Below are 24,183 nucleotides of genomic sequence, written 5' to 3'. Positions count from 1 at the left end.
CTTCCGGACCGGGTCGAGATGACCGCCGACCTCACCGTCCATCTCGCACGTCGGCGGCACGAGGACTGATCACGACCGCACGAGATCGGGGCCACCGGGAACGGCCCCGGGACTGGTAGCCTGCGCTCTTCGCCGGTGACCCGGTCGGAGTACCTCGGCAGGTTCCCATGTCCAGTCACCAGCAGCAGCTCATGACAGCGCTCGACGCCCTGGACCGCGTCATCGCCACGGAAGGGCCCTTCCCCGTCTCCGGGTGCACGTACTGCTATGGCGCCGAGGATCTGGCGGAGCTCTCCGGACCGCTCGACCGGATATCCGGCGACCTGGTGTCCGCCGTCGCAGCGGAGGTCCCCAGCCACTGGGACGACTTCCCGCGTCTCTACCGCCGGCTCGCCCCCCGCATCGTCCGCTCCGCCGTCACCGGCCGGCTCCACGTCGACGAGAACCTCATCGCCTCCCGCCTGCTCGCGGCGGGCTGGACCACTTGGGAAGCGCCCCTGGCGCAGGCACTTCGCGACGTCTGGAACGCCTGGTGGGCGGCCACCTTGCACACCAGCCCGAGCCCCGTGTCCGTCAGAGCGACCCTCAGCCTCATCACCGTCGCCACGGGCACTCTGCGCCCCTGGCTGGACATCTGGACCACCACCCGTACACCGGCCGCCGACGCCCAACTGGCCGACTTCATCGACGACGTGCTGGTCGAGTACGAGATCACCGACCTGCACATGGGCTTCTATGACGAGTACGACGCCTCCACGGAGCTGCTGAGCTGGCTCCTGACCGACGTGCACGACCGCGCCGCCGACGCCCGGCTCGACGAGCCGTACCTCCTCGAACACCACTGGGCGAGCATCCTCTCCGGCCGGCCGGACCTGCCGGAGAGGCCGTCCCGTCTGGCATGATCGAGAGCCCGTGGTGGTGGGGATAGGCGACCGTCCGGTGCAGTGGGGAGGCACTTCGGTGTGCAGGGTGGATCATGAGGCCGCAGCGGCTTCCGCGACAGCGGCCCTGACGGCTGCCCACCCGCACCTGACGCAGCGGACCGTTCCACATCCGGCACTGGAAGGGTGCGAGGACGTGGAGTGGCCGTCCCTACCCGGCTGCCCGGTCGACGTCCCGGTCGTCCTGCGCGGGCTGGTCGATCCCGATGCGGCCGAGATGGCCGAACGGGCACTGGACTGGCTGGTGATGGCAGGACCGATGTCCATCAGTGCCGTGATGCCGGCGGTCGTCCCGTACCTGCTGCGCCTGGCCGCCGAACCATCGACTCCGCGCCGCGGCGAACTGTTCGGGCTCGTGCTCGTAGCCGCCGCCCTGTCCACGCCGGCCGATCCGGACAGCGAGTGGGACATGGCGGTCGCCGGCCCGGAGGAGGACCACCCCGAACGGGCGCTGTGCCGCGCGGCCTTCGTCGCCGACGCGGCATGGGTGCGCCGTCTCCTGGCCGACGACGACTTGATGTCGGACCTCCGCCTGGGCGACGACGAGCGGGCCTCACTGATGCGGGCGGCCGGACTGTGACGCGCGCAGCACCCCGGGCCGGCCGTCAGCCCGGCCCGGGCTGCGAGGTCTCCACCAGGGATGCGATGGTGGCGTGCCAGCGCGCATCGGCCGTCGCGGGATCCTCCGCGGCGATCACCTGCACCGGCTCATAGCGGGGCGCGTAGCCGGCGAACACGAAGAAGCGGTCGACGACGTGTGAGTTGAGACTCCAGGGTGTGTCCCGCGAGAGCCATGTCTCATGCAGCTCGTCGAGGTAACCGCGGTCGCCCTGGCGCAGGCCGAACAGCGTCCTGCTCGTCCATTCGCGCCACCCTCGCAGCCCCGAGGCGGTCCGGATGACGCTGTCGGTCTGGGCGATGATGTCCTGGACCGCTGCCGCGTCGTCCGCCTGGCAGATCACCTTGGCGGCGAGGGCTGTGCGCATGGTGAGCGTCTCGCCGTACCGGTCGGCCTCGGAGAGAACGGCATCGCACTCGTCCAGCGTGCTGCGGCCCATCAGGGTCCTGCGCCACAGGACCGTCGCGTCGTTGTCCAGCGCCAGCTGGTGCTTGCCCTCCTCGCGGAGGTAGGCGGCGCGCGTCACCGGCCCGATGACGGATTCGTCCAACAGGCCACGGACGTAGGCCAGGTCGCTCTTGATGCGCACCGCCGTGGTGGGATCGACGAGGGGGTGGTCGGACAGGTGCCGGTGCAGGGCCGCGAAGTCCCCCTTGATCTGCAGTGCGCGCGCGACCTGGTAGCGCAGGAACTGCGACTCCGGCTTCTCGGCCAGCAGACCTTTCAGCAATTGCAGGGACGGCCCGAACGCGGAGCGGTTCCTGTGCAGATAGGCCAGCCGGAGTTCCGCACAAGCGCGGACGTCGCCGCGCAGAGGCCCCGTCAGGAACTCCTCCAGGCAGGCGACCCGCCGCAGCCCGGCCCTGCCGTGACGCCACGCCTCGAACATGCCGGACAGCTGCCCCATCCACGTCTCCTGCGAGGGAGGCGGCAGCCGTTCGGCGGTCCGGGCGAAACCCGGCAGGTCGGTGAGGGCGTCCGCCAGCCACGGGGCGACCAGGTCGTGCTCCGCGCACAGGCCGGCCGCGAGTTCCAGCACGTCCAGCCGGCGGTTGCTGTCTGCCAGCAGCGCCCTGCTGCGTCGTCCGAGGGTGTCCACGAGCTGCCGGGCCATGGCCGTCCGGTCGTCCGGGGCCCAGGCGCCGGGCTCGGTGACCGACTCGTGGGCGATGGCCGCCCGGACCGCGTCGTGCAGTCGGTAGGGGAACAGCGGGTGGTCGTCCCTGGTGACCAGCGTGCGCCGGCAGAACCGGTGCGTGTCCCCGAGCAGTCCGTCCGTGGCCTGGTTGATGAGGTCCTCGTCGAAGCGTGGGACGAGGCTGGCGGCACGGGCCAGTTCGCGTTCCGCCTCCGGCAGGTTGGCGAAGACCCGGGTGGCGAGTTCCGGCAGGGGGCCGCCGAACGCCGCCGCCGTGAGCGGCTCTCCCTGCCCGGCCCGGGCGATGGACAGGGACAGGCTGAGGTACAGCGGGAGGCCGTGTGCCCCGCTGCGGATCCGGGCGATGACCTCGGGAGACAGCTCCGGGTTGCCCGCCGTCCCCGACGCCGTGCGCAGGTATCGCTCGACGTCGGTGTCGGAGAGCTTGCCCACCAGATGCTGACGGGGATCCTCCTGCGTCTCCAGCCGCAGACCCGGCCAGGTCTGCGGGCCGGTCGCCGGAAGCAGCTGGTTGAGGTGGGGGGAGTCCCAGTCCAGCCGGTTGCGGGACGTGACCACCCACAGGACGCCCGGCGTGAGGTGCACGATGCGGTTGAACAGACGTTCCTGGGTGCGGTCGTCTCCCTGGACGTACTCGGCGGCGTCGGCGAACGTCACAGCGACGGGCCGCCTCTCGGCGGGCAGGTTCTCCAGGTCCCACGACAGCAGCCCGGCCAGTGTCGCCGCCACATAGTCCGACGGGTCCTGCTGCGTCTGGTTCATGATGTGGACGAGCGGCTCGCACCTGCGCAGAGTGCGGTTGCGGAGCCGGTTCTCCCGTACCGCCTCCACGATGCGGATCCCGGTGCGGACCGTCAGCGGGCCGATCCCGAAGCTCGCCCCGGCATCGCTGAGCGTCTCGTTGAGGGTGTCGGTGATCTGCCCCCGCACGTCGAAACCGCCGGCCGACAGGTCGGGCAGGGCCGTTCCCGGGCGGGCCAGCGACCACCAGGCGGCCAGGCCGAGGTCGAAGGCCGGAAAACGACGCCCCCGGGCGGCGACCGCCGCGCGCAGACGCAGCACGATGTCCACCGCGTTGACGACCCGGCTTCCGTGGAAGTCGATCCGCACCGAATGCAGCGGGCCTTCGGACGGGACGTCGCCCGACCACTCACCCGGATCGGGCAACTCCTCCCGTGCCCATGCCTCCAGGCGCCGCGACAGCTCCGTCTTTCCGATGCCCCCGACCCCGTAGAAGGACATGACGTTCCGTCGTGCGGCATGTCCCAGGGTCGCCGAGCCGGCCCGGACTCGTTCGCCGTGCACGCGCAGTGCCGAGGCGAAGGCCGTGTACTCGTCGACCCGGTTGGTGAACAACTCGGTCGCGGAGTACCGAGGTTCGAAGATCCGGTCAAATTCGCTCACAGGCCCCCGGCCCCCCTCGGCCGGACGCCCCGGCCACCCCTCCATGGCACCCTCAACTATGACCCACCCGCCCCCAGGCCAGGGCGGATTCCGCCCGATCCGGGCTCGATACCGCCCTCGGGAGCGTGCGTGCGGCCGAGGGCTGATAGGTGGCGCGGATCGGGGTACCTGCGTCGGCATGGCTTCGGAAACTGATCACGCTGAGTCCGTACGAGCCCTGCGGCAGCTGCGCCGGATGCGCACCTTCTACGCCGGGGGAGCGGTGCTGTGGGCCGCTTCCGCCGCGTCGGCGGGGTGGGCCGACCCGGGAAGCAGGCAGATGTGGGTGTCGGTGGTGTTCCTGGTCGTGTTCGCCTCCCTGCTGGCCATGACGGCCCTCTGGCTGAGGCGGTCGCAGGCCGGCCGGGTGGACGAGCCCGTCCACCATGCGGCTCCCCGCCGGACGGCTTGGCGACGTCACGCCAACGCCTGAGCGGGGGACGCCGCGCAGCAGAGGGTCAGTGCAGTGTGGGGCGGTAGGTGAGCTCCTGGATGTGACCGTCGAGCGTCCGGGCTTCGACCAGCTCCAGGTCGAAGTCCGCCGCGTCCCGGAAGACCGGGTCCAGGCCGGTCCGGCCGGTGATCACCGGGAAGAGCGTCACCTGCAAGCGGTCGACCAGGCCGGCGGCCATCAGCGCCCGGTTCATCGACAGGCTGCCGTGCGAACGCAACGGTACGTCGGACTCCTCCTTGAGCCGGGCGACGACGTCCACCGCGTCACCGCTCACCACGGTGGCGTCCGGCCAGTCGAGGGGGCCTTCGAGCGTCCTCGACACCACCGTCGTCGGCAGGTTCCTCATCCGCGTCACCCACGGGTCCCGCACGTCGGAGTTCTCCGTGCTCGTGGCCAGCATCTGCGCGAAGGTCCGGTAGGTGTTCGCCCCGAAGACCATCCGCTGCTCCTCGTCGTACAGGGCCAGGCGGCGGTCGAGCAGTTCGGGTCCTTGTCTGCCCCAGTAGCCGGTCCAGTCGGCGCTGGCGGCGCCGTAGCCGTCCAGGCTGGAAAAGACGTCGAAGGTGTAGGTGGCGGTCATGTCGTCCTCCTCGCGAGCGGCCGATCGGGGTGCGCTCGGCCCGGTGATCATCTGTCCAGGTGACTCTCGGCGACCGTCGCACTCATAGACCCGCCGCGCCTGCGAAACTCATCGCCATGACCACCACACGGGACCGCACACCCCCCGAACGGCGGAAGGCAAGCGGAACCCCCGGGTGGCCGGTCCGTGGGCGAGAAGGCTTCGCCGTGGGCTCAGGGACGCTGCCCGCCGGGTGGGCGGTCGAGGACGGGGTGGGGGCACTGCTCGCGGACGGGCGCCTCGTCGAAGCTGTCGGCACGACGGTGGAAGCCCGTCCGTGTCGGGTGCGGGCAGACGGGGCCGGAGACCGCGGGGCCGTCGAGCGGGCGATGCCGCGCCGGTCGCTCGGTGGTCCCGTCTGACCCCCGGTAGGCGGCCCCAGGTGCCGATCACGCTCTCGCGGGTACACACGCCGCATGTCCGAGGTGATCCAGGCAGGTGGTTGGGGGTTGCTGGCAGGAAGTGCTCTCCTGCTGGGGGCGGTGTTCGGCTACGGGATGCGCGTCCCGCAGAAGGTCATCGCGCTGGTGATGGCGTTCGGTGCCGGCGTGCTCCTCTCGGCCGTCTCCTTCGAACTGGTCGGCGAGGCCTACGAACAGGGCGGACTGGGCCCGGCGGCCGTGGGGACACTGGCCGGAGCGGCGGCCTACACGGGAGGCAATCTCTGGCTGGCACGCCGGGGCGCTCGCCATCGCAAGCGATCCGGCCATCACAGCGAGCAGACCCAGCCGTCCGAGGAGCAACAGAGCGGCTCGGGCCTGGCGCTGGCGCTGGGCGCGCTGCTCGACGGTGTGCCCGAGTCGGCGGTGATCGGCGTCAGCCTGCTCGACGGCGGCGCGGTCAGCCTGGTGACCGTCGCGGCGGTGTTCATCAGCAACATCCCGGAGGGCCTGTCCAGTTCGGCCGGGATGAAGAAGTCCGGGCGCGGCAAGGGGTACGTCTTCGCCGTGTGGGGAGCCATCGCCGTCGCGAGCACCGTGTCCGCCGTCCTCGGGTACGCCGTCCTGGGCGGCTTCTCGCCCACCGTGATCGCGGCCGTGACGGCCGTGGCCGCCGGTGCGATCCTCGCCATGATCGCCGACACGATGATCCCGGAGGCCTTCCAGGAAGCGCACCTGGCGATCGGACTGGTCACGGTCAGCGGCTTCCTCGTCTCCTTCGCGCTGTCCCACACCTGACGCCGCATCCCGGGGAAGCACCTCCTGGCGACCGGCCGGTGCGGGTATGGTCCTGCGCGCCCCTCCCCGCCACCATGGATGGCACCACGCACGCGAGTCGGGGGAGGACGCGGCATGGCGACGCGTACGGAGTGGGAACCACAGGCCGGTTCACCGGAGCGGCGGCCGGAGCTGGACGCGATACGCATGCTCGTGGTGATCGGGCTGATCTTCTTCCACTCGGCACTGGTGTTCGCGACGGAGGGCGACTTCTACGTCACGAACTCCGAGACGACGGAAGTCGTCACCGTCATCGCCGGGTTCGGGGTGGTCTGGGCGATGCCCCTCCTGTTCCTGATCTCCGGCCTGGGCGCCCGGCATTCGCTACGGCGCCGTGGTGAGGGCCGTTTCGTCACGGAGCGCCTGCTACGCCTGGGCGTTCCCCTGGTCGTCGCGACCGTCCTCCTGAACCCGCTGCCGCAGTGGCTCCGGCAACGCTCGTCCGACCCCGGCTACGACGAGCCGTACCTCGACTTCCTGCCCCACTTCTTCGATGTGCACGTGGAGTTCGACGAGTTCCCCTTCCTGGTGCAAGGGCGGTACTTCGAGACCGGCCACCTCTGGTTCGTCGTGCTCCTGCTGACGTTCTCCCTCATGCTGGCTCCCCTCCACCGATGGCTGCCGCACGCGCCTGTCCGGCGTGCCATGGACCGGATGGCGGCCGCGGCGTCCGTGCGGCGGGGCCTCGTGCTGCTTCCCGCCCTCGCCTTCGCCGCCCTCTGCGCCTTCGCCGGCATGGAGGAGGATTACGCGGGCTGGCACCGGTGGTCGTATCTGCTCTTCTTCGCCGCCGGTTTCGTCCTGGCCGCCGACACGCGCTGGCGCACCGCCATGCGGCGCGACGCGCCTGCGGCGGCCTGGCTCGGCGTGTTGTTGTTCGTTTCCGCGGCCCCCGGCTTCACCACAGCCGATGACCCCTTCACGCAGACGACCCCCCTGGCCATGGCGTCGCGCGCCCTGTTCGGGGCGGCCGGATGGTGCCTGGTCGTCGCCATCCCGGGCCTCCTCGACCGCCCGGGGCACCGCCTGCCACGGGAGCCTGTGACATCACCGGACAGGACCCCGCGCCGCCGTGCCTACGGCTATCTCGCCGCCGCCGTTCTGCCGCTGTACGTCCTCCACCAGCCGATCGTCGTGGCCGTCGCCTACCTCGTAGCGGGCTGGTCGGCGCCGATCGCGGTCGAGTACGTGGTGCTGGTGACGGTCTCCCTCGCGCTGACTCTGACCGCATACGAACTGCTGGTACGCCGGACACGTGTGACGCGCTTCCTGTTCGGAATGCGGGCCTGAGGAAAGATGCGTGACGCCCGATGCGTGATCCGACGTCGGCTCAGCAGCGTCGCCGTTTCGCCGTCCGGGTCTCCATGGCGTGCAGTACGGCCACCATGTCCAGGTCACCATGGCCCTGTTGGACGGTCTCGTCGTAGAGGGCGTGGCACACGTCCAGGAGCGGGGACATCAGGCCCGCCCCGCGGGCGGCCTCGGCGATCAGACGGTTGTTCTTCAGGACGTCCGCGGCGGCGGCCTGGACGGAGAAGTCCCGCTCCAGCAGCTTCGGCGCCTTGCCCCGGGAGACGGCACTGGCCATGGGGCCGGCGTCCAGGACGTCCCGGAGGAGGCGCTGGTCGAGCCCGTGCCGCTCGGCGAAGTGGAACGCCTCGGCGAGTCCCGTGACCAAGGTGATCAGGAACAGGTTCACCGAGAACTTCATCAGCAGCGCGCCCGGGACGGCCCCGCATGCGAACGTCTCCCGGCACATCGGCGCGCACAGGGGCCGTACGGCCGCCACGGCCTCCTCGCCGCCCGCCAGCATCCCCACCAGTTCGCCCCGCTCGGCGGGGACACGGCTGCCGGAGACCGGGGCCTCGACGTACTGCCCGCCCGCGGCCCGGACGTCCTCCTGGAGGTCGCGGGAGAAGCGGGCCGAGGTCGTGCCCATGTGCACGACCGTACGGCCGGCGACACGCAGGGCGAAGTCCGGTGTGCCGCGCCCCAGCACCGCGTCCACGGCCGCCTCGTCGGCCAGCATGAGGAACACGGTCGCCGCCCGGCGGAAGACCTCGGCAGCGCTCGCCGCCACCTCGGCGCCGGCGGACCGCAGCGCCTCGCAGCGCTGCGGGGTGCGGTTCCAGACCACGAGAGGTGTCCCGGCCCGGGCGAGACGGAGGGCCATGGGCTGGCCCATGACCCCCAGGCCGACGAAACCGACGTACATGACGCACCGCCTTCCCGGGCTCTGCGCGAAGGCCGGGCCGCCCTCCACTATGACCGCAGTCATAGTAGCGGCGATTATGACCGTGGTCATAGACTGCGGGCTCCGGAACGAGGCGCGAGAGAACGGCTCGAGAGAACCCGGAGCACGGGGAGAGCGGACGGAGGCCGACGATGGCGAAGGCCGAACGGGGGCCGCGCGAGCGGATGGTCTTCAGCGCGGCCCAGCTGATCCGCCGCGACGGAGTCCACTCCACCGGCATGCGCCAGGTCGCCGTCGACGCCGCGGCGCCCCGCGGATCGCTCCAGCACTACTTTCCCGGCGGCAAGACGCAGTTGGTCGACGAGGCGGTGGGCTGGGCCGGGCGGTATGCGGCACGCCGTGTTGCGCGTTTTCTGGCCGCGCTGCCGGAGCCCACGCCGAGCGGGCTCTTCGCCGAGATGGTGCGGCAGTGGACCGACGAGTACGAGGCCGCCGGCTTCGCGGGCGGATGTCCGGTGGCGGCCGCCACGGTGGAGTGCGCGGAGTCGGTCCCTTCCACACGGACGGCCGCGTCCGCGGCTTTCACGACCTGGACCGGTGCGGTCGGCGAGGCCCTGACCGGGATGGGCGTGCCCGAGCAACGGGCCGGCGCACTGGCCACGCTCATGATCAGCAGCCTGGAGGGAGCGATCCTGCTCGCCCGCGCCGAGCGGGACGTCCGTGCCCTGACGACCGTCGCCCGGGAACTGGGCCCCCTGCTCGACGCGGCCGTGCGGCAGGACGATCCCTGCCGAGGCCGAGGCCGACCGCGGCGGGGCCCGGCCCGGTGACGCCGACCCGGGGGCCGTCGCTGGCCCCGCGTCACGCGACCCGTACAGCTCAGGTCTCGCCCGGGCGTGTGACCGTGCCCGCCACCGCGAGGAGCAGCACCGCCGCCGCGATGACGAGCAGCGCACGCCCGGTGCCCAGCGGCACCAGCAGCAGCGTGCCGAGCACACCGCCGCTGAAGATGCCCCCCACGGTCGCCGTCCAGCGCGTCCTGGCCAGCCGCTGCTTCGCCGTCATCCCGCGCAGCGCGGCCCGCGGGCGTCTCAGTACGTCGTTGATGAGCTCGGCGATGGCCGTCTGGCTCAGCAGCGTCGGCATGCCCGGCACATGCACGCGCAGCACGGTGGAGGCACGTACTCCCATGGCCAGCGCGACGAGTGCCACGACCCCGTGGTCGTCAGGGGCGGGGACGGCCCCCGTGCCGTGTCGCGCCAGGGCCAGCGCACCGGCGCACACCAGCAGTACGGCCTCGCAGACGAGCCCGACCGGGAACCACGGCCCCCTGCGATCCGCGAGGTGCTGCAGTACGAGGCCCGCGACGGCTGCTCCGGCCACGAACGCGCCGATCGCGGTGGCGGGCCGCGCCACGGGGACATCACCGTCCCCGGCGAGCGCGAAGGAAAGGAAGAGCACGTTGCCGGTCGCCAGCGCGCAGAACACCTTGCCCATGGTCAGAAAGCTCACGGCGTCGACGGCACCCGCGAGCACGGTGAGCACGGTCATGACGGCCACTCGCCGGGCATCGGTCGCGAGGACCGGGGACGCATCGGACATGCGGCCAGTGTGATCAGCACCCGCCGCCGGCGACCGGACCGGGGCCGGGACACGCGTGAACGTCACGGTCATGGCCGTCCGGCAGGCCGCCACCCCCTACGGGATGCAGGGCCGCGTGGCGGCGACGACCACGTGTGCCGGCATGGGGCTGACCCCGATCGGCTCCCTGACCGGCGGACTCCTCGCGGCGGAGTGGGGGCTGCGCACCGGTCTGCTGGTGACTGCCGCGGGCATGATGCTGTCCCCGGTCGTGATGGCCCTGTCTCCGCTCGCCCGCCTGGGCCGGCAGCTCCCGGTCTCTCCCGGCGCTCCGCAGGTGGCCGCCCGCCCGGAGGCCCGCGGCCCCGCCCCGGCGGCGCTTCCGCCGGTCCCGCCCCCCGACGCCGACCCGCCGGACCGGCCTGGAACGACGAGCCCCCGCGAACCGTGACCTCCTCGGCCGGAGCCGGACCTGTGGAAGGCTGGAGGTGTACGGACCGACCTGCGAGCCGGACCCAGCGCGGATCACGTGCTGGTGCAACGGGCCGTGAGGTTCGACCTGGCGTGGCGCCCTCCCGGCGCGTCCCCTGGCCGTTCGCAGGTCGTGTACCGCATCGTGAACGGGTTGCTGACCTGCAAGGAGGCCGCCGCGGACGTCTGCTCGGGCAGGCGGGTGCGCCGGTCAGGTCGACAGGCCTAAGGGGCGAATGTGATGAGCCGAGCGAATCAGCTTTCCGAGCAGGCGGGAGATCCGGAGGGTTCGGCTTCCGGCCCGAGCGCGCTGATGGACGTGCTGGGTATCGCCGCGGTCCTGGTGGAGGCCGACGGCCGGATCGACATGTGGAGTCCGCAGGCCGAGGCCCTGTTCGGCTACACCGGTGACGAGGCGGTCGGGCAGTACGCGGTCGGTCTGCTCCTCCACCCGGAACACCGGAAGGCGGGGATGAGACTGTTCGCCGAGGTGATGGAAACCGGCCGGGGCTGGGCCGGATCGTTCCCCGTCCGGCACAAGGACGGCAGCACCCGCACCGTCGAGTTCCGCAACATGCGGCTGACCGACAGCCTAGGCGACCACTACGGGCTCGGGCTGGCCACCGACCGGGCCACGGTGCGGCAGGTGGAGCGCAAGGTGGCCCTCTCCAGCCAGCTCGTCACCCAGGCGCCGATCGGACTGTCCGTCCTGGACGCCGAGTTGCGGTACGTGGCGGTCAACGGCGCCCTCGCTTCGATGCACGGAGTCCCCGAGGCCGACCACGTGGGCCGCCACTTCCGGGAGATCCTGCCCGGCGCGCCGTTCACCACCGCGGAGAACCAGATGCGGGAGGTCCTGGAGACCGGGCGGCCCCTGGTGGACGAGCAGGTCGTGGGCCGGACCCGCGCCGACCCGGACCACGACCACGCCTGGGCAGTGTCGCTCTACCGCCTCGAGGACCAGGGCGGGCAGGTGCTGGGGATCGCGAACGTGGTGGTGGACGTCACCGACCGGTACGAGGCCGCCAGGAAGGCCGACCGGGCCCAGCAGCGCCTGCGTCTGATGGCCGACGGCTCGGCACGCATCGGGACCACCCTGGAGGTGGAGCGCACCGCCCAGGAACTGGCGGACGTCCTGGTGCCCGACCTGGCCGACATGATCGCGGTGGACATCCTGGACTCCGTGCTGCGGACGGGCCGCCCGGTCCACGGGGACGGTCCGGCGCTGTTCCGGGCGCTGGCGGTGAAGACCGCCTACCCCACCGGGGCCTCCGAGGCGATCATCGCGCCGGGCCACCTCACGACGTACCACGCGGACCATCCGGCAGCCCACTGCCTGCGCACCCGCAGACCGCTGCTGATCACGCATCTCGACAAGGGCGAGCTCCTCCGGATCGCGGCCGACGACGCCGCGGCCGGGCTGCTCGCACAGGCCGGTGTCCACACCGACATGGCCGTCCCTCTCATCGCCCGCGGAGAGATCATCGGCGTGATGGGGCTGGCCCGTGCGCGCAACCCGCAGCCCTTCGACGAGGACGACCTCACCCTGGCCTGCGAGCTGGCGTCGTCCGCCGCGCTGAGCATCGACAACGCCGTCCTGCACCAGCACATCCGCAACGCCGCCGAGACCCTGCAGCGCAGCCTGCTGCCCCGGCCCACGCCGCGCCGCCCCGGTCTGGAGATCGCCGCCCGGTACCGGCCCGCGGTGGCTTTCAGCGAGGTCGGCGGTGACTGGTACGACATCATCCCGCTCAGCGGGGACCGCACCGCCCTCGCCGTGGGCGACGTCATGGGCAGCGGGATCCCGGCCGCCACCGCCATGGGCCGGTTGCGCACCGCGACCTCCACGCTCGCCGACCTCGACCTCGCACCGAGCCGCATCCTCACCCACCTCGACAAGATCACACAGGGCCTCGACCCGTACATCGCCACGTGCGTGTACGCGGTGCACGACCCGCACGCGGGCCGCTTGCAGGTGGCCTGCGCAGGTCATCTCCCGCCGGTCCTGGTACGGGACGGCGGAGCCCCCGAACTGCTCGACCTGCCCACCGGCACCCCGCTGGGAGTCGGCAGCGGTCATTTCGAGACCTCTGCCGTCGCCATGAACCCGGGTGATCAACTCGTGCTGTACACGGACGGACTGGTCGAGACCCGTGACCACCCCATCGACGAGCGTCTGGACGACCTCCTGCGCCTGCTCTCCCCGCCGTGCGGCTCGGCGGAGGAGACCTGCGACCGGCTGCTCCGGGAGCTCCGGGGGCCCGCCGACCACGACGACGTCGCCCTGCTCATCGCCCGTGCCCGACCACTGACCTCGCTCTGAGCACGGCACCGCTTTCCGCCCCGGTGCCCGCGGTGGACCGCGCAATCGCTGGTGTGTGCGAACCGTTCCCCGGTGTTATTCAATGAGATGTGCGGTCAGGGATCTCGGGGCCCACCCGCACGGGTCCGCATACGGCCCCGGCACCGTGCCGGGGATTGCTGAGAGAGTCGCATGGACTCCACACCCTCGCCCTCGCCCTCGTCCTCCTCGGCGTTCGAACTGGTAAGCCGCGCCCTGGGGCGCTACTTCCCGCAAGGTGGCGCGTCGGCGGCCGACGCGCCAAGCGAGCACGCCACGCGCGAACGGGTCCCCGACGATCCGGCAAACGGCCAACAGGAGCAGATCCTCGGAGCCGTCAACCTGGACCGGGATCTGATCATCACTCGCTGCAACCTCGATGCCCCCGTGTTCGCGGGCCTGGAGGTCTGGGCCGGGAAGCCCTTCGTCGATCTCCTGCCCCCCGGGGACGTACCGACGGTCACCCGCCGCCTGCGGCAGGTCGTGGAGAGCGGCGAGGCGCACGTCGCCCGGATCCAGCGCCTGAGGCGCGGCGACGGGTCCGAGCTGGTCGTGTCGATGAGCATCCTGCCCGCCGCATCGCCCGAGGAGGGCCTGACCGTCTCCGTGATCGCCATGGCCCGGAGACTGCACCTCTACGCCGCCGAGACCGCCATCGGCACCTCGCTGGACATCGGCGAGACCGCGCAGTCGTTGGCGGAGTCCCTGCTGGCCTGGGGAGACGTGGCCGCCGTCGACCTCGACTTCGCCGTGTGGACGGGCGAGGGAGTGACCGGCAAGGCACAGGGGCGCATCCACCTGCGGCGGGCGGCGCTGGTGCCGGACCGGGTGTGGCCCGAGGGGTACCTGACCCCGGGCGACGACCTGCCCGGCGACGCGAGCCGGCTGCTGGCGCAGGCGGTCCTGCGCGACGACGCCCCGCAGACCATCGTCATCCCCGACCGGCAGGCGGTCGAACGGGTCTTCGGCAACCCCCGAGTGGTGCGTGCCCTGGTGCCCGGTGGCCGGTCGGCGGGCGTGGCCTGCATACCCCTGGTCCTGGACGGCGTGCCGCCCGTCGTCCTGGGCGTCGCGGAGGTGTGGCGGCGGGCGGACTGCCCCTTCCGGGACAGCGAGCTGTTCGATCTGCAGGAACTGGTGGCCAGAACGGCCCACCACGTGGACCTGGCCCGGCAGCACCAGCGCGAGCACACCCAGGTGCTGGCCCTGCAGCGCCGGCTCCTGCCCCGCGCCGGCGGCGACACGATCGACATCGCCAGCATCTACCAGCCCGCGACTCCCGACAGTGCCGGCGTCGGCGGCGACTGGGTGAACAGCTTCCCCCTGCCCGACGGCCGTACCGCGCTGGTGGTCGGCGACGTCGTCGGGCACGGCCTGGGGGCCGCGGCGACCATGGGCCAGCTGAGCATGGAGGCACGTGCGCTGCTGTCCGCGGGGCTCGCGCCCGACCAGGTGCTGGAGCACCTGGACGAGACCGTGACCTTGCTGGACGACGCGGAGTCCGGGCTGGCCGCCGGCTACAGCGCGCTGGGGTCGACCTGCTGCATCGCCCTCTACGATCCGGTCGGTCACCACGTGACGCTGTCGAGCGCCGGTCACCTTCCCCCGATCCTGGTCTCCCCGGACGGGCACGCGGGGGCGCTCTCGATCCGCCCCCACCCGGGCCTGGGCGCCGAGTTCGCGCTGCGGGAGCCGTTCGACGTGTACACCATCGGCGTGCCCCCGGGCTCGGTGCTCGCCCTGTACACCGACGGCCTGGTGGAGGATCCCGCCCTGTCGATCGACGAGGGGATCGACCGGCTGGCGGACATCGTGTCCAGGGTGCACCCCTGGGACTCCTTGCAGCAGACGGCACGGGACGTCGTCTCCACACTGGCGCCCGCCCCCCAGCGCGACGACGTGACCCTGCTGCTCGCACGCATGATCGGCTACCGCAAGGGTGACACGGCGACGTGGCGGCTGCCCGCCCGTAGCGACGCCCCCGCGCGGGCCCGCGAGCAGGTCGCGGCACTGCTTGAGCAGTGGGGGGCCACGGACGAGACCCGGGACAAGGCCATGCTGCTGGTCAGCGAGCTGGTCACGAACGCGGTGCGCTTCGCCACCGGCCCCATCACCGTTCGGCTGATCAGGGCCGGTCACGGCCTGCTGTGCGAGGTGGGCGACACCGGCAACGGCAGGCCCCGCCTGAGGCGCGGCGACCTGCTCGACAACGGCGGTCGTGGCCTGGGCATCGTGCACCGCCTCACCACCCGGTGGGGCGTGCGGTGGACCGACACCGGGAAGGTGGTCTGGGCGGAGATCGCGAGGTGACGCGGCGCACCCGTCTGCCGTTGCGCCGCCCCCCGGGGCCGGTCTCGTCCTCGGGCGGAGCCGCCGCCGGGGCAGCCGACGGCACCCTCCGGCGTACTACAGCCACTGCCCTTGCAGAGCGGTGGCGGTGAGTCCCGGTGCCGCCGCGTACAGCACCGCGCGGTTGCCCGGCTTCTGCTGCCCCGCGTCATGCGCCCGCCGCAGGATGTCGAACACCGCCGCACCTCCGCGGTTGCCGCTGGTGTAGCTGTCCCGGCTGTAGTCCAGCAGCCCCGACGGCCACCCGTCGGGCATCGTCTGCTCCATGTACTCCAGCACGCGGGTGCCCCCGGGGTGCGCGAGCAGTACGTCCGGGTGCCAGGAGCCGGGGTCGTCCTGATACCGGGTGCGCAACCACTCCCACATCGCGGTGACCGTCTCCTGTACGGCGCGTGGCCCACGCCGGTCCATCACGAAGTGGGTGCCGTCCGCCCGCGTCTCCAGCCGGTGCAGGTCCTGGGTGCCGGGCAGGGTGTGGTGCCAGGCCGCGTCGAGGCGCAGCAACGACTCCGGCCGCGGGCGACCCGTGACCACCGCGGCGACCGCGGTGTCCGCGAACAGCAGCCGGACGATCAAGGACTCGAGCGTGTCGTCCCCGGGCTGGTAGGTGGTGCTCAGCGCCTCCGAGATGACGACCAGGACCACCCGGTCGGGGTCCGCGGCGACCAGGTCCGCCGCCAGCGCCAGGGAACGCGTCCCCGCGATGCACGCCCACTGGGTGGCCGGCAGCAGCATCACGTCGTCGCGCAGCGGCAGCCTGTTGGCGAGGGCCATGTCCAGGCCGGGAAGGGCCGGGGTCGTGGAGTTACTGGTGATCAGGCAGTCGACGTCAGCGGCATCCAGCCCGGCGGTCTGCAGGGCCCCGCGTGCCGCACGCTCACCGTAGGCCTGCACGGCCTCCCAGGCGGGCGCGGTGCGCTCCTGGACGGTCTGCGGCGCGGGTATGGACTCCAGGGCGGCGATCACGCGCTCCACGTCCCGCGGGGTGAACCCGTCGCGGGTCAGCGCCTCTTGGGCCGGCTCGACGCCGAAAGCCCCCAGGCCGCCGCCCTTGCCCGGCGCGACCGCGGTTTCCAGCGGGAGCATCCAGCCGCGCGTTTCGATCCCCGTACTGGCCGCGATGCCGTCGATCCGCGGCGCCCACGCCGCATGCGGGTGCCGTTCGCTCACCTCCGCCACGATCTGGCTGGTCTTCACGGTGTGCTCGCCGTGTATCACGGCTGGCGGGCAGAGGTAAGCGGCCATGAGGGGGCACCTTCCGAGGGGATGCGGGGAGAATGTCGAGAGTGCTGTGTCATGGGTCACTTATGAACGTCGCGCCCAAGAGGATGCAGATAGGCCCCAGTTCGGGAGCACTCATCCGTTTCGAGCATGGACGCCAAAAGGACATTTCTGCTGTGATGTAGACAACTTGAGGGCATTTTTGAGGGTGTGACAAGGCACACACCGTCGTCTTCGAATGCCGCGCCACAGCACAGGAGTTGTCAGACGTCCCGTCGACGGTCCCGGTGAGATCCAGCCGGGAGAGCACCCGGCGGAAGGGAGATGCGGGGGAGAGGGCCGGAGGGGCCCGGCGCGCACCCGAACGGGTGGTTCCCGCACTCCGACAGCGTAGGAGGACGCCGCACGCAGCGCGGCGGAACCCGGTCGGGCCGGAAGCTCCGAGATGGGGCCCCGTCCATCTGCCCTCCCGCCGGAACGACCGCCTCCCTCGCCTCCGCCGCCTCACAGTCCGGGAACCCACCATGTCCCCTGCGAACCCTCCCCGCGTGAGCGTGATCATCCCCGCCTACAACTCCATGCCGGAACTGACGAAGTGCGTCACCTCCGTCATGGAGCAGACGCTCGGCCCGGACGAGATCGAGATCATCGCCGTCGACGACGGCTCGACCGACGGCACCGGCCCCGAACTCGACCGCCTCGCACGGACCTGCTCCCGCATGCGTGTCGTCCACCAGCCCAACAGCGGAGGAGCCGGAGGCCCACGCAACACCGGCCTGGACCTGGCCGGCGGCGACTACGTCTTCTTCCTCGACTCCGACGACTACCTCGGCCCGGACGCCCTGCGCCGCATGGTCGCGATGGCGGACGAGAACCGCACGGACGTGGTCCTCGGCAAGATGGTGTCCGTCGGGGGACGAGCCGTGCCGACGGCCGTCTTCTCGCACAACCAGCCCCGCACGGACATCTTCTCCTCCGCCGCCTACCGCACCCTCGGCTGCTGGAAGCTGTTCAGGCGCTCGCTGATCGAACGGCTCGGCCTGCGGTTCCCGCCGTACCGCAACTGCGAGGACAAGCCGTTCACCGCCGCGGCCTACCTCAACGCCGACGGCATCTCCGTCGTCGCCGACTACGACTGCTACTACTCCCGCAACCGCCAGAACGGCAACAACCTCACCCTCACCGCCGCCGACCTCGTCCACCGCATGGACGGCACCCGGCTGTGCTTCGAAACGGTCGCCCGCTACCTGGAGCCCGGTCCGCGCCGGGACCGGATCATGCGCCGGCATGTGGAGTGGGAACTGTGCGGACCGCTACGGGCCCTGCTGCCGCGCGAGAGCGAACGGCGGGCGAGAGAGCACTTCTATCCGCAGTTCCGGCAGTGGGCGCGGAGTTACGTGACCGATGGCCTCTTCCGGTCGCTCACCCCGCCGGACCGGCTGATCGTCCACCTGCTGCGCACGGACCGCTACGAGGACCTCATGGCCGTGGCGCGGAACGCCAAGGAGGACGCGGCGCGCGGCAACGTCGTGGACAAGGGCCGCGTCTACTGGTCCCACCCCTTCTTCCGCGACCCGGCGAAGGCGGTCCCGGACGCCTGCTTCGACGTCACGGACCGCATCCCGGTCCACCACGAACTGGCCGAGGTGGCCTGGACGGGCGACGGCGACGTGCTCCGGCTCACCGGACACGCCCGCATCGAGTCCCTCGGCCCGCTCCAGCCCACCACCCGGCTGATCCTGCGCCCGAACGGATTCCGGCACCCGGACATCCACGTGCCGGCGACCGTCGGCACCGCCCGGCACCCCGGCGACGACCCGACGGCCGGATTCACCGCCGACGTGGACCTGCGCACCGTGGACGCGGGGGCCCCGCTCGGCGACGGCCTGTGGGACGTCCACCTCGACGTACGCGCCCAGGGAGTCAGCCGAACCGTCAGGCTGCGAAACACCTCGACGGACGCGTACGGCCGACGGCCGACGCCACCGCAGCGAGAGCTGACCACCGTCGTCCGGCCCGGGGAGGAACCCGCCACCGCCTGTCCCTCCTTCACCGCCCACGGCCACTTCTCCTTGGACGTCCGACGCCCCGACGCCGCTGCGGCGTCTGTCGTGACGGAAGTCGCCTGGGACGCCTCTCGCCGCGCCCTCCTCGTCGTCAGCGGTCAGCTGACCGACGAAGCCGGAGGCCCCCGACCCACCGCGCTGCGCGCCGAAGCGGACCGGGGCACCGTACGAGAGGTACCCCTGCTCTACGCACGGGAGGACAGCCGCTCCTTCACCGGCCGCATGCCGGTCCGGAAGCTGCGGCCGGGACGGTGGACGCTGACGCTCCGCACGGACGCCCCGGGGCGTTGCCTCCCCGTTCCGGCCACGAAGGCGCTGCCCGGCACCCGCTGGTTCCGCGCCTCCCGGCTCGGCCGCCCCTACTACGCCAAGCCGCTGCGCAACGGCCGACAGGGAGCCTTGATGCTGCGCGTGGCGCCGATCAGGCTGGCGGCGGCCGTCCGGCGCCGGCTCGGCTGACACCGCCGCACGCGCGATCACCCGGCCGAGGGCACGGTCTCACCAGCCCGAGGCCACGGTCTCCCGCTCAGTCGAGGGGAAGGCCCAGCCGCAGTGCGACGGTGCTCAGGGCCGAGCCCAACGGGAGAGCGACCCTCGTGAGGGCGTGCCCGTCGCCCCGGGTCTGATCCCTGTTGACGATCAGCACCGGCTTCCCGGCCTGGGCCGCCTGGCGGACGAAGCGGAGTCCGGACATCACGGTCAGGGAGGATCCCAGCACCAGCAGGGAGGTCGCCGCACGCACCAACGCGCGGCAGTGTTCCACCCGCTGGGGCGGAACGGCTTCACCGAAGAACACGACGTCCGGTTTGAGGATGCCGCCGCATGCCGTGCAGGGAACCACGCGGAATCCGGCGACCTGGTCGTCCGTCAGGTCGGCGTCTCCGTCGGGGTTGATTCCGGCGGCCACGGGCGCGAACCCCGGGTTGGCCTCCTCGAGCCGCCTGGCCAGTTCCCCGCGCGGGCCGATGGTGCCGCAGGAGAGGCAGACGACCCGGGCCAGGGATCCGTGGAGTTCCACGACGCCCTCGCTGCCGGCGGCCTGGTGCAGACCGTCGACGTTCTGGGTGACGACACCCGAGAGCAGGCCGTGCCGTTCGAAGGCCGCCACGGCCCTGTGCCCGGCATTGGGGCGGGCCCGGCCGAAGGCGCGCCAGCCGAGGTGGCTGCGCGCCCAGTACCGGCGCCGGGCCTGAGCGGCGGCGGTGAAGTCCTGGTAGGTCATCGGCGTGTGCCGGCTCAGGCTCCCGCCCTCGCCCCGGTAGTCGGGGATGCCCGACTCCGTGGAGATGCCCGCTCCGCTGAGCACCAGCACCCCACCGGCACGCAGCGCGTCGGCGACCGGCTCCAGATCCGTGGTCCCGGGCGGCAGGTCGCCGGCAGGGGTCCAGCTCAGGGTGGGACGCATGCGCATGTCGCCAGGGTACGGAACGACAGCCCGGCGGAGCGTTCACCTTCATTCCATTGCAACGGGGTAGGGTAGGTTATTGCGTTAAGCGTCAAGGCGGTTGCAATGATTGAGCGTCTTTGAACTGCACTTATTGAAGTGACGCGTGGCAAGTGCGTTGCAGTCTATGTGAATGCAACGTAGCTTTTCCATTGTTGGAAACAGCGTGACGTGCGAAGCGAAGAGCACGATGCAGAAGCTCGACACCCTCGCCCCGTCTCGGTAACACGCTCAACAACACCGACGGCGCCGCCGCCGGTCCGACCGTCCACGCCACCACCGCCCAGGGCGACATCACCGCACAGGAGAAGGACATGACCCAGAACAACACGACGCCGCATCGCAGCAGTTGGACCGGCATGGTGCCGGTCGAGGACACGGCCCTGGCCGTCACCGACACCGGCGGCGCGGGCACCCCCGTGGTCTACCTCAACGGCCAGTTCGCCACGCAGGGGTACTGGCGGCGGACCCTCGCCGAACTGGGTCCGCAATGGCGGCACATCACCTACGACGAACGGGCTCGCGGCAAGTCGAGGCGTTCGGCGGACTACTCCTTCGAGGCGGCCGTCCGGGACGTCGACGCCGTCCTCGCGGCCAGGGGCGTGGACCGGGCCGTGGTCGTCGGCTGGTCCTACGGGGCGGTCGTCGCGGCGCACTGGGCCGCCCGGAACCCCGATCGCACCGTGGGCGCGATCCTGGTCGACGGCGCGTTCCCCCACGACTGGCTCGACGACGCCATGGAGCAGCGGATCCGCAAGCTGTTCCGGCGGTTGTCCTGGGTGATGCCGCTGCTGCGCCCGACGGGCCTCGCCCCGCGGATGACCGCCGAGGAGCAGGCGAACAGCAACATCGAGCTCGGCAGGCTCTCCCGCGAAAGCGAGTTGGGACCCGTGCTCGACCGCATCGGCGTCCCGGTGCGGTACGTCGTCGCTTCGGGGACGTCGTTCGGAAGCCGCGGCGACGAGCAGGAGCGGATCCGGGCGAGCCTCGAAGCGGTGACGGCCCGTCGTTCCAACGTCCGCAGCGTGAAGGTCGACAGCAACCACGGCGCGATCCTGAGGAAGGACTACCCCGCCATCGCCGACGCCGTCCGAGAGGTGGCCGGCCCCGACCGTTCCGGCTCTCGCTGAGCCCCGGCGAACTCATCGTGGCCCAGGGCGGACAGAGCCGATATCAGACGGAGACGTTTGGGAGCGCGGGATCGGCGCACCCGATGACTTAACAGAATCCTTATACGACGAAGCGGAGACGCACCATGGGCATCATCGCGTGGATCATCATCGGCCTTCTCGCGGGCGCCATCGCCAAGGTCCTGATGCCGGGCAAGGACCCCGGCGGCATCATCATCACCATGCTCATCGGTATCGTCGGCGGTCTGCTCGGCGGCTGGCTCGGCAAGGTCATCTTCGGCGTGGACTCCATCGACGGGTTCTTCGACCTCTCCACGTGGATAGCCGCGGTCGTCGGTTCCCTCATCCTGCTCGCCCTCTACCGCCTCGTCACGGGCAGCCGGCACTCGCACCGTCACGCATGATCCGTTGACGGCGAACACCTGAAAACACATCTGGACGGCTCCTCCCCTCCACACGAGGGAGGAGCCGTCAGGTTGTTCTCAGTCGTTGGCCGCCCCGTACCGGAGGCCCGCCTGCATGCAGCTTCCGTTCCAGCGGTCGTTGCAACACGCTCAGCAGGGGCTCCGCCACACCCCGAGCTCCGGCTCCTTCCGCATCGACGACAGACCCAGCCGGCGGGACTCGGCGCAGAAAGCGCTCCGTGGCTCCGCGTACTCCACGTGGAACACCGCCTTGCCCGCCGCGATGAACGGCGAGAGCTCGCCGCACTCGTCGTACTGGGCGCACTCCTCGTTGACCGCGAAGTCGAAATCGCGCACGAGCCGGGGGATCTGCGGGAGGTCGTTCTTCAGCCCGACCGACAGCCCTCGCTCATGGGCGATGTCCGCGATCATGCGGTTGTAGCGGAGCTGATCGCGTGCGGTGAGGGGAAATCCGGTGTCGTTGCCGTAGCCCTCCACCAGGTCCGGTTCCACCGCGTCGAAGCCCTTGTCGCGGCACATGTCGAAACGGCGCTCCATGATCGGTCGCAGCACCGTCAGCTGCCGGATGTCCAGCCAGCGTTCGCCCGCCCACCCGTTGGGCTCGCCGAGCACCGCTCGCGGGAAAGCACCCCGGTCCGGCCGGAAGTTCTCCCACGCCCCCACGTTGATGTAACAGATGACCTTCCTCCCCGCGCGGTGCAGCCGGGCCACGTCCGCCGCGGAGTTCTCGAAGCCGTCGATGTCGTAGACGGGCACGTCCGCCGACCCGTCGACCCTGCCGTCGAGCTGCCACTGCCAGGCGAGGCCCGGACGGGGCTTCCACACGGTCCGGGACGGCGACGCCGTGGCGTGCCCGTCATCGGGACGTCCGGCGCCGCCGGAGCAGCCCGTCAGCGCCGTGACCGTCAGCGCCGTCAGCAGGGCCGCGCAGGTCACCGCCCGCCTGCTCATCGACGCGCTCCCGTGAGCGCGGGTGTCAACTCGGCCCACGGGTTGGGCGGTTCGCCCGTCACGGGGCCGCACACCGCCGCCCCCCGGTCGTGCGCGGTGCGCACGGCGAGGGGCACGAGGGCCTCGGGCACGCCGTAGACGAGGTGGCACAGCCGGTCGGGCGGGTGCCGTGCGGTCCACGCCGGCCGGCTGAAGGCGGAGACGTACGTCGACCAGTGGCCCTCGAAGGTGACGGTCAGGTCGGCGAGGCGGGCGTACCCCGGCGCCGGATGGACGCCGGGGTTGAGGACGACCGTCCCCGCACCCAGCCTGCGTACCGCCCGCACCAGCCTGCGGCAGGCCGGCAGCCCCTCCGCGGTCGCCGTCACCCGGTCCAGGAAGCAGCCGTCCGCCGCGTACCACTCCTGGTGCCGGCGCACGTCCTCGGCGACGTCCTCGGGCGGGCGCACCCCGTAGTCGGTGTCGGCGTAGCCCAGCAGACGCGCACCCGCGGCCCGCAGCGCCCTCGCCGCCGCGGTGAACGCCGGGTCGGGCACCTCGCCCGGCCCGCTCGCCGGGTTGAGGACGACACCGTAGGTGCGAGTGGCGGCGATGATCAGCCGGTGCCAGGCGCCGGGATCCTCGGCCGGATGGATGTACAGCGGGATCAGCAGGCTCACGGCGTACGGCCGCCTTCCCACAGCGAGGTCAGCGCGTCGTCGAGGGAGTGGGCCGGACGCCAGCCCAGGGCCTGCTCGGCCGCGGCGATGTCGGAACATTGCCACGACACCTGCGCGGAACGGGCCGAGCCCGCCGCACTCGCCGTGTTCTCCTCGATCCGGCCCCGGAAACCGGCGAGCGCGGCCAGACCGCGCACCAGGTCGCGCACCGCGACGGCACCGCCCCCGCCGATGTTGAGGACGGGCGGCAACGGCCCCGGGGCCGTCGCCGCGAGAGCCGCCGCCCGCGCCACATCGCGTACGTCGACGAAGTCGCGGTGGGCGGACAGGTCGCCGAGCCGCAGCACCGCCTCCGGCCCCGGATCGGTCTCACGCAGCAGCGCGGCGATCCGGCCGGGCAGACCGGTGGGCGGAGCTCCGGGCCCCACGGGATTGCCCACCCGCAGCACCACCGCGTCCAGGCCGGAGCCGGTCACCGCGACCGTGCCCGCGAGCTTGGTCGCACCGTAAGGACCGGCCGGGCAGGTGGGAGCCGACTCCGTCACCGGGGTGCCCGGCGTGCCCGGGCCGTATTCGGCGGCCGAGCCCAGGTGCACCAGGCGGGCCGCGGGTGCCGCCTCGCGCAGGGCGGCGCACAGTACGGCGGGCCCACGGGCGTTGACCTCGGCGAGGGTGACGGCGTCACCGCCGGTCGCGCCCGCACAGTTGACGACCGTGTCGGGCGCGGCGGACGCGAGGGCCTTCGCCAGCCCCTCCGGGCGGACACGGGCGAGGTCGACGTCGAGGTCGGCGGCCGGTGACCGGCCGCCGCCGAGAACCTGCGCGCCCGGCAGGGCGCGCAGCCGCTCGACCACGTGAGCTCCGAGATAGCCGGTGAAGCCCAGGACGAGAATGCGCAT

General features: G+C 71.8%; 20 protein-coding genes and 1 pseudogene. 12 read left to right on the top strand and 9 right to left on the bottom strand.

Annotation, left to right across the window (positions count from 1 at the left end; all coding sequences use genetic code 11):
• Positions 1-167 precede the first annotated feature (167 nt).
• Positions 168-902 (top strand): hypothetical protein, encoded by a 735-nt coding sequence (locus AB0937_RS13750; RefSeq protein ID WP_366711652.1) that lies wholly within the window; start codon positions 168-170, stop codon positions 900-902.
• Positions 903-1,077: 175 nt separating this feature from the next.
• The gene (locus AB0937_RS13745; protein WP_366711650.1) at positions 1,078-1,521 is read left to right on the top strand and encodes a hypothetical protein; all 444 of its coding nucleotides are present in this window, start codon (positions 1,078-1,080) and stop codon (positions 1,519-1,521) included.
• A gap of 25 nt (positions 1,522-1,546) precedes the next feature.
• Here AB0937_RS13745 and AB0937_RS13740 read toward each other — a convergent pair whose 3' ends face one another.
• On the bottom strand, positions 1,547-4,123 hold the full coding sequence (locus AB0937_RS13740) for a hypothetical protein (protein WP_366711648.1): 2,577 nt from the start codon (positions 4,121-4,123) through the stop codon (positions 1,547-1,549).
• A gap of 178 nt (positions 4,124-4,301) precedes the next feature.
• On the opposite strand from AB0937_RS13740, the gene AB0937_RS13735 reads away from it, so the two are divergent.
• The gene (locus tag AB0937_RS13735; RefSeq protein WP_366711647.1) at positions 4,302-4,595 is read left to right on the top strand and encodes a hypothetical protein; all 294 of its coding nucleotides are present in this window, start codon (positions 4,302-4,304) and stop codon (positions 4,593-4,595) included.
• A 25-nt stretch (positions 4,596-4,620) separates the two neighbouring features.
• Here the strand turns inward: AB0937_RS13735 and AB0937_RS13730 are convergent, their stop codons facing one another.
• The gene (locus AB0937_RS13730) at positions 4,621-5,196 is read right to left on the bottom strand and encodes a dihydrofolate reductase family protein (protein ID WP_366711645.1); all 576 of its coding nucleotides are present in this window, start codon (positions 5,194-5,196) and stop codon (positions 4,621-4,623) included.
• A gap of 455 nt (positions 5,197-5,651) precedes the next feature.
• On the opposite strand from AB0937_RS13730, the gene AB0937_RS13725 reads away from it, so the two are divergent.
• Together AB0937_RS13725 and AB0937_RS13720 are read left to right on the top strand one after the other, a co-directional pair.
• Complete coding sequence (locus AB0937_RS13725; protein ID WP_366711644.1) at positions 5,652-6,413, top strand: ZIP family zinc transporter; 762 nt, start codon at positions 5,652-5,654, stop codon at positions 6,411-6,413.
• Positions 6,414-6,527: 114 nt separating this feature from the next.
• The gene (locus AB0937_RS13720) at positions 6,528-7,742 is read left to right on the top strand and encodes an acyltransferase (RefSeq protein ID WP_366711643.1); all 1,215 of its coding nucleotides are present in this window, start codon (positions 6,528-6,530) and stop codon (positions 7,740-7,742) included.
• Positions 7,743-7,782: 40 nt separating this feature from the next.
• Here the strand turns inward: AB0937_RS13720 and AB0937_RS13715 are convergent, their stop codons facing one another.
• Positions 7,783-8,667 carry an NAD(P)-dependent oxidoreductase gene (locus AB0937_RS13715; protein WP_366711864.1) on the bottom strand — a complete coding sequence of 295 codons (885 nt, stop codon included), beginning with the start codon at positions 8,665-8,667 and terminating at the stop codon, positions 7,783-7,785.
• A gap of 170 nt (positions 8,668-8,837) precedes the next feature.
• Here AB0937_RS13715 and AB0937_RS13710 point away from each other — a divergent pair, with 170 nt between their 5' ends.
• Positions 8,838-9,476: a TetR/AcrR family transcriptional regulator gene (locus tag AB0937_RS13710; protein WP_366711641.1), complete on the top strand. Its 639-nt coding sequence runs from the start codon at positions 8,838-8,840 to the stop codon at positions 9,474-9,476.
• A 49-nt stretch (positions 9,477-9,525) separates the two neighbouring features.
• On the opposite strand, the gene AB0937_RS13705 is transcribed toward AB0937_RS13710, so the two are convergent.
• On the bottom strand, positions 9,526-10,248 hold the full coding sequence (locus AB0937_RS13705; RefSeq protein WP_366711639.1) for a YoaK family protein: 723 nt from the start codon (positions 10,246-10,248) through the stop codon (positions 9,526-9,528).
• 55 nt (positions 10,249-10,303) lie between these two features.
• Here AB0937_RS13705 and AB0937_RS13700 point away from each other — a divergent pair.
• From AB0937_RS13700 to AB0937_RS13690, 3 genes and pseudogenes are all read left to right on the top strand, one after another.
• Positions 10,304-10,543 (top strand): annotated as a pseudogene (locus tag AB0937_RS13700) (MFS transporter); the annotation flags it as partial.
• A gap of 396 nt (positions 10,544-10,939) precedes the next feature.
• Complete coding sequence (locus tag AB0937_RS13695; protein ID WP_366711638.1) at positions 10,940-13,021, top strand: SpoIIE family protein phosphatase; 2,082 nt, start codon at positions 10,940-10,942, stop codon at positions 13,019-13,021.
• A 171-nt stretch (positions 13,022-13,192) separates the two neighbouring features.
• A complete protein-coding gene (locus tag AB0937_RS13690) occupies positions 13,193-15,349 on the top strand; it encodes a SpoIIE family protein phosphatase (protein WP_366711637.1) in 2,157 nt (718 codons plus the stop codon).
• 96 nt (positions 15,350-15,445) lie between these two features.
• Here the strand turns inward: AB0937_RS13690 and AB0937_RS13685 are convergent, their stop codons facing one another.
• A complete protein-coding gene (locus tag AB0937_RS13685; protein ID WP_366711636.1) occupies positions 15,446-16,633 on the bottom strand; it encodes a type III polyketide synthase in 1,188 nt (395 codons plus the stop codon).
• Between the two features lie 524 nt (positions 16,634-17,157).
• Between AB0937_RS13685 and AB0937_RS13680 the strand changes: the two genes are divergently transcribed.
• Positions 17,158-19,134 carry a glycosyltransferase family 2 protein gene (locus AB0937_RS13680; RefSeq protein ID WP_366711635.1) on the top strand — a complete coding sequence of 659 codons (1,977 nt, stop codon included), beginning with the start codon at positions 17,158-17,160 and terminating at the stop codon, positions 19,132-19,134.
• A gap of 67 nt (positions 19,135-19,201) precedes the next feature.
• On the opposite strand, the gene AB0937_RS13675 is transcribed toward AB0937_RS13680, so the two are convergent.
• Positions 19,202-20,086, bottom strand: a complete 885-nt coding sequence (locus AB0937_RS13675) for an NAD-dependent protein deacetylase (RefSeq protein WP_366711634.1) — start codon at positions 20,084-20,086, stop codon at positions 19,202-19,204.
• 347 nt (positions 20,087-20,433) lie between these two features.
• On the opposite strand from AB0937_RS13675, the gene AB0937_RS13670 reads away from it, so the two are divergent.
• Together AB0937_RS13670 and AB0937_RS13665 are read left to right on the top strand one after the other, a co-directional pair.
• Positions 20,434-21,249: an alpha/beta hydrolase gene (locus AB0937_RS13670; RefSeq protein ID WP_366711632.1), complete on the top strand. Its 816-nt coding sequence runs from the start codon at positions 20,434-20,436 to the stop codon at positions 21,247-21,249.
• A 125-nt stretch (positions 21,250-21,374) separates the two neighbouring features.
• A complete protein-coding gene (locus tag AB0937_RS13665; RefSeq protein ID WP_366711631.1) occupies positions 21,375-21,653 on the top strand; it encodes a GlsB/YeaQ/YmgE family stress response membrane protein in 279 nt (92 codons plus the stop codon).
• Positions 21,654-21,803: 150 nt separating this feature from the next.
• Here AB0937_RS13665 and AB0937_RS13660 read toward each other — a convergent pair whose 3' ends face one another.
• From AB0937_RS13660 to AB0937_RS13650, 3 genes are read right to left on the bottom strand one after another with little or no spacing between them, the layout of a single operon-like run.
• The gene (locus AB0937_RS13660; protein WP_366711630.1) at positions 21,804-22,625 is read right to left on the bottom strand and encodes an endo alpha-1,4 polygalactosaminidase; all 822 of its coding nucleotides are present in this window, start codon (positions 22,623-22,625) and stop codon (positions 21,804-21,806) included.
• Complete coding sequence (locus AB0937_RS13655; protein ID WP_366711629.1) at positions 22,622-23,284, bottom strand: spherulation-specific family 4 protein; 663 nt, start codon at positions 23,282-23,284, stop codon at positions 22,622-22,624. The genes AB0937_RS13660 and AB0937_RS13655 overlap by 4 nt, the downstream gene beginning before the upstream one ends.
• Entirely contained in the window at positions 23,281-24,183 is a 903-nt protein-coding gene (locus tag AB0937_RS13650; RefSeq protein ID WP_366711628.1) for an NAD(P)-dependent oxidoreductase, read from the bottom strand. The genes AB0937_RS13655 and AB0937_RS13650 overlap by 4 nt, the downstream gene beginning before the upstream one ends.

This window comes from Streptomyces sp. NPDC047880 (genome assembly GCF_040706515.1).
In the GTDB taxonomy this organism is placed as follows: domain Bacteria; phylum Actinomycetota; class Actinomycetes; order Streptomycetales; family Streptomycetaceae; genus Streptomyces.
This window is presented reverse-complemented; position numbering and strand designations above follow the sequence as displayed.

Coding starts and splice junctions, on each gene's coding strand:
- AB0937_RS13750 (WP_366711652.1), top strand. CDS start 168: ATGTCCAGTCACCAGCAGCAGCTCATGACAGCGCTCGACGCCCTGGAC.
- AB0937_RS13735 (WP_366711647.1), top strand. CDS start 4,302: ATGGCTTCGGAAACTGATCACGCTGAGTCCGTACGAGCCCTGCGGCAG.
- AB0937_RS13730 (WP_366711645.1), bottom strand. CDS start 5,196: ATGACCGCCACCTACACCTTCGACGTCTTTTCCAGCCTGGACGGCTAC.
- AB0937_RS13725 (WP_366711644.1), top strand. CDS start 5,652: ATGTCCGAGGTGATCCAGGCAGGTGGTTGGGGGTTGCTGGCAGGAAGT.
- AB0937_RS13720 (WP_366711643.1), top strand. CDS start 6,528: ATGGCGACGCGTACGGAGTGGGAACCACAGGCCGGTTCACCGGAGCGG.
- AB0937_RS13715 (WP_366711864.1), bottom strand. CDS start 8,667: ATGTACGTCGGTTTCGTCGGCCTGGGGGTCATGGGCCAGCCCATGGCC.
- AB0937_RS13710 (WP_366711641.1), top strand. CDS start 8,838: ATGGCGAAGGCCGAACGGGGGCCGCGCGAGCGGATGGTCTTCAGCGCG.
- AB0937_RS13705 (WP_366711639.1), bottom strand. CDS start 10,248: ATGTCCGATGCGTCCCCGGTCCTCGCGACCGATGCCCGGCGAGTGGCC.
- AB0937_RS13695 (WP_366711638.1), top strand. CDS start 10,940: ATGAGCCGAGCGAATCAGCTTTCCGAGCAGGCGGGAGATCCGGAGGGT.
- AB0937_RS13690 (WP_366711637.1), top strand. CDS start 13,193: ATGGACTCCACACCCTCGCCCTCGCCCTCGTCCTCCTCGGCGTTCGAA.
- AB0937_RS13685 (WP_366711636.1), bottom strand. CDS start 16,633: ATGGCCGCTTACCTCTGCCCGCCAGCCGTGATACACGGCGAGCACACC.
- AB0937_RS13675 (WP_366711634.1), bottom strand. CDS start 20,086: ATGCGCATGCGTCCCACCCTGAGCTGGACCCCTGCCGGCGACCTGCCG.
- AB0937_RS13670 (WP_366711632.1), top strand. CDS start 20,434: ATGACCCAGAACAACACGACGCCGCATCGCAGCAGTTGGACCGGCATG.
- AB0937_RS13665 (WP_366711631.1), top strand. CDS start 21,375: ATGGGCATCATCGCGTGGATCATCATCGGCCTTCTCGCGGGCGCCATC.
- AB0937_RS13660 (WP_366711630.1), bottom strand. CDS start 22,625: ATGAGCAGGCGGGCGGTGACCTGCGCGGCCCTGCTGACGGCGCTGACG.
- AB0937_RS13650 (WP_366711628.1), bottom strand. CDS start 24,183: ATGCGCATTCTCGTCCTGGGCTTCACCGGCTATCTCGGAGCTCACGTG.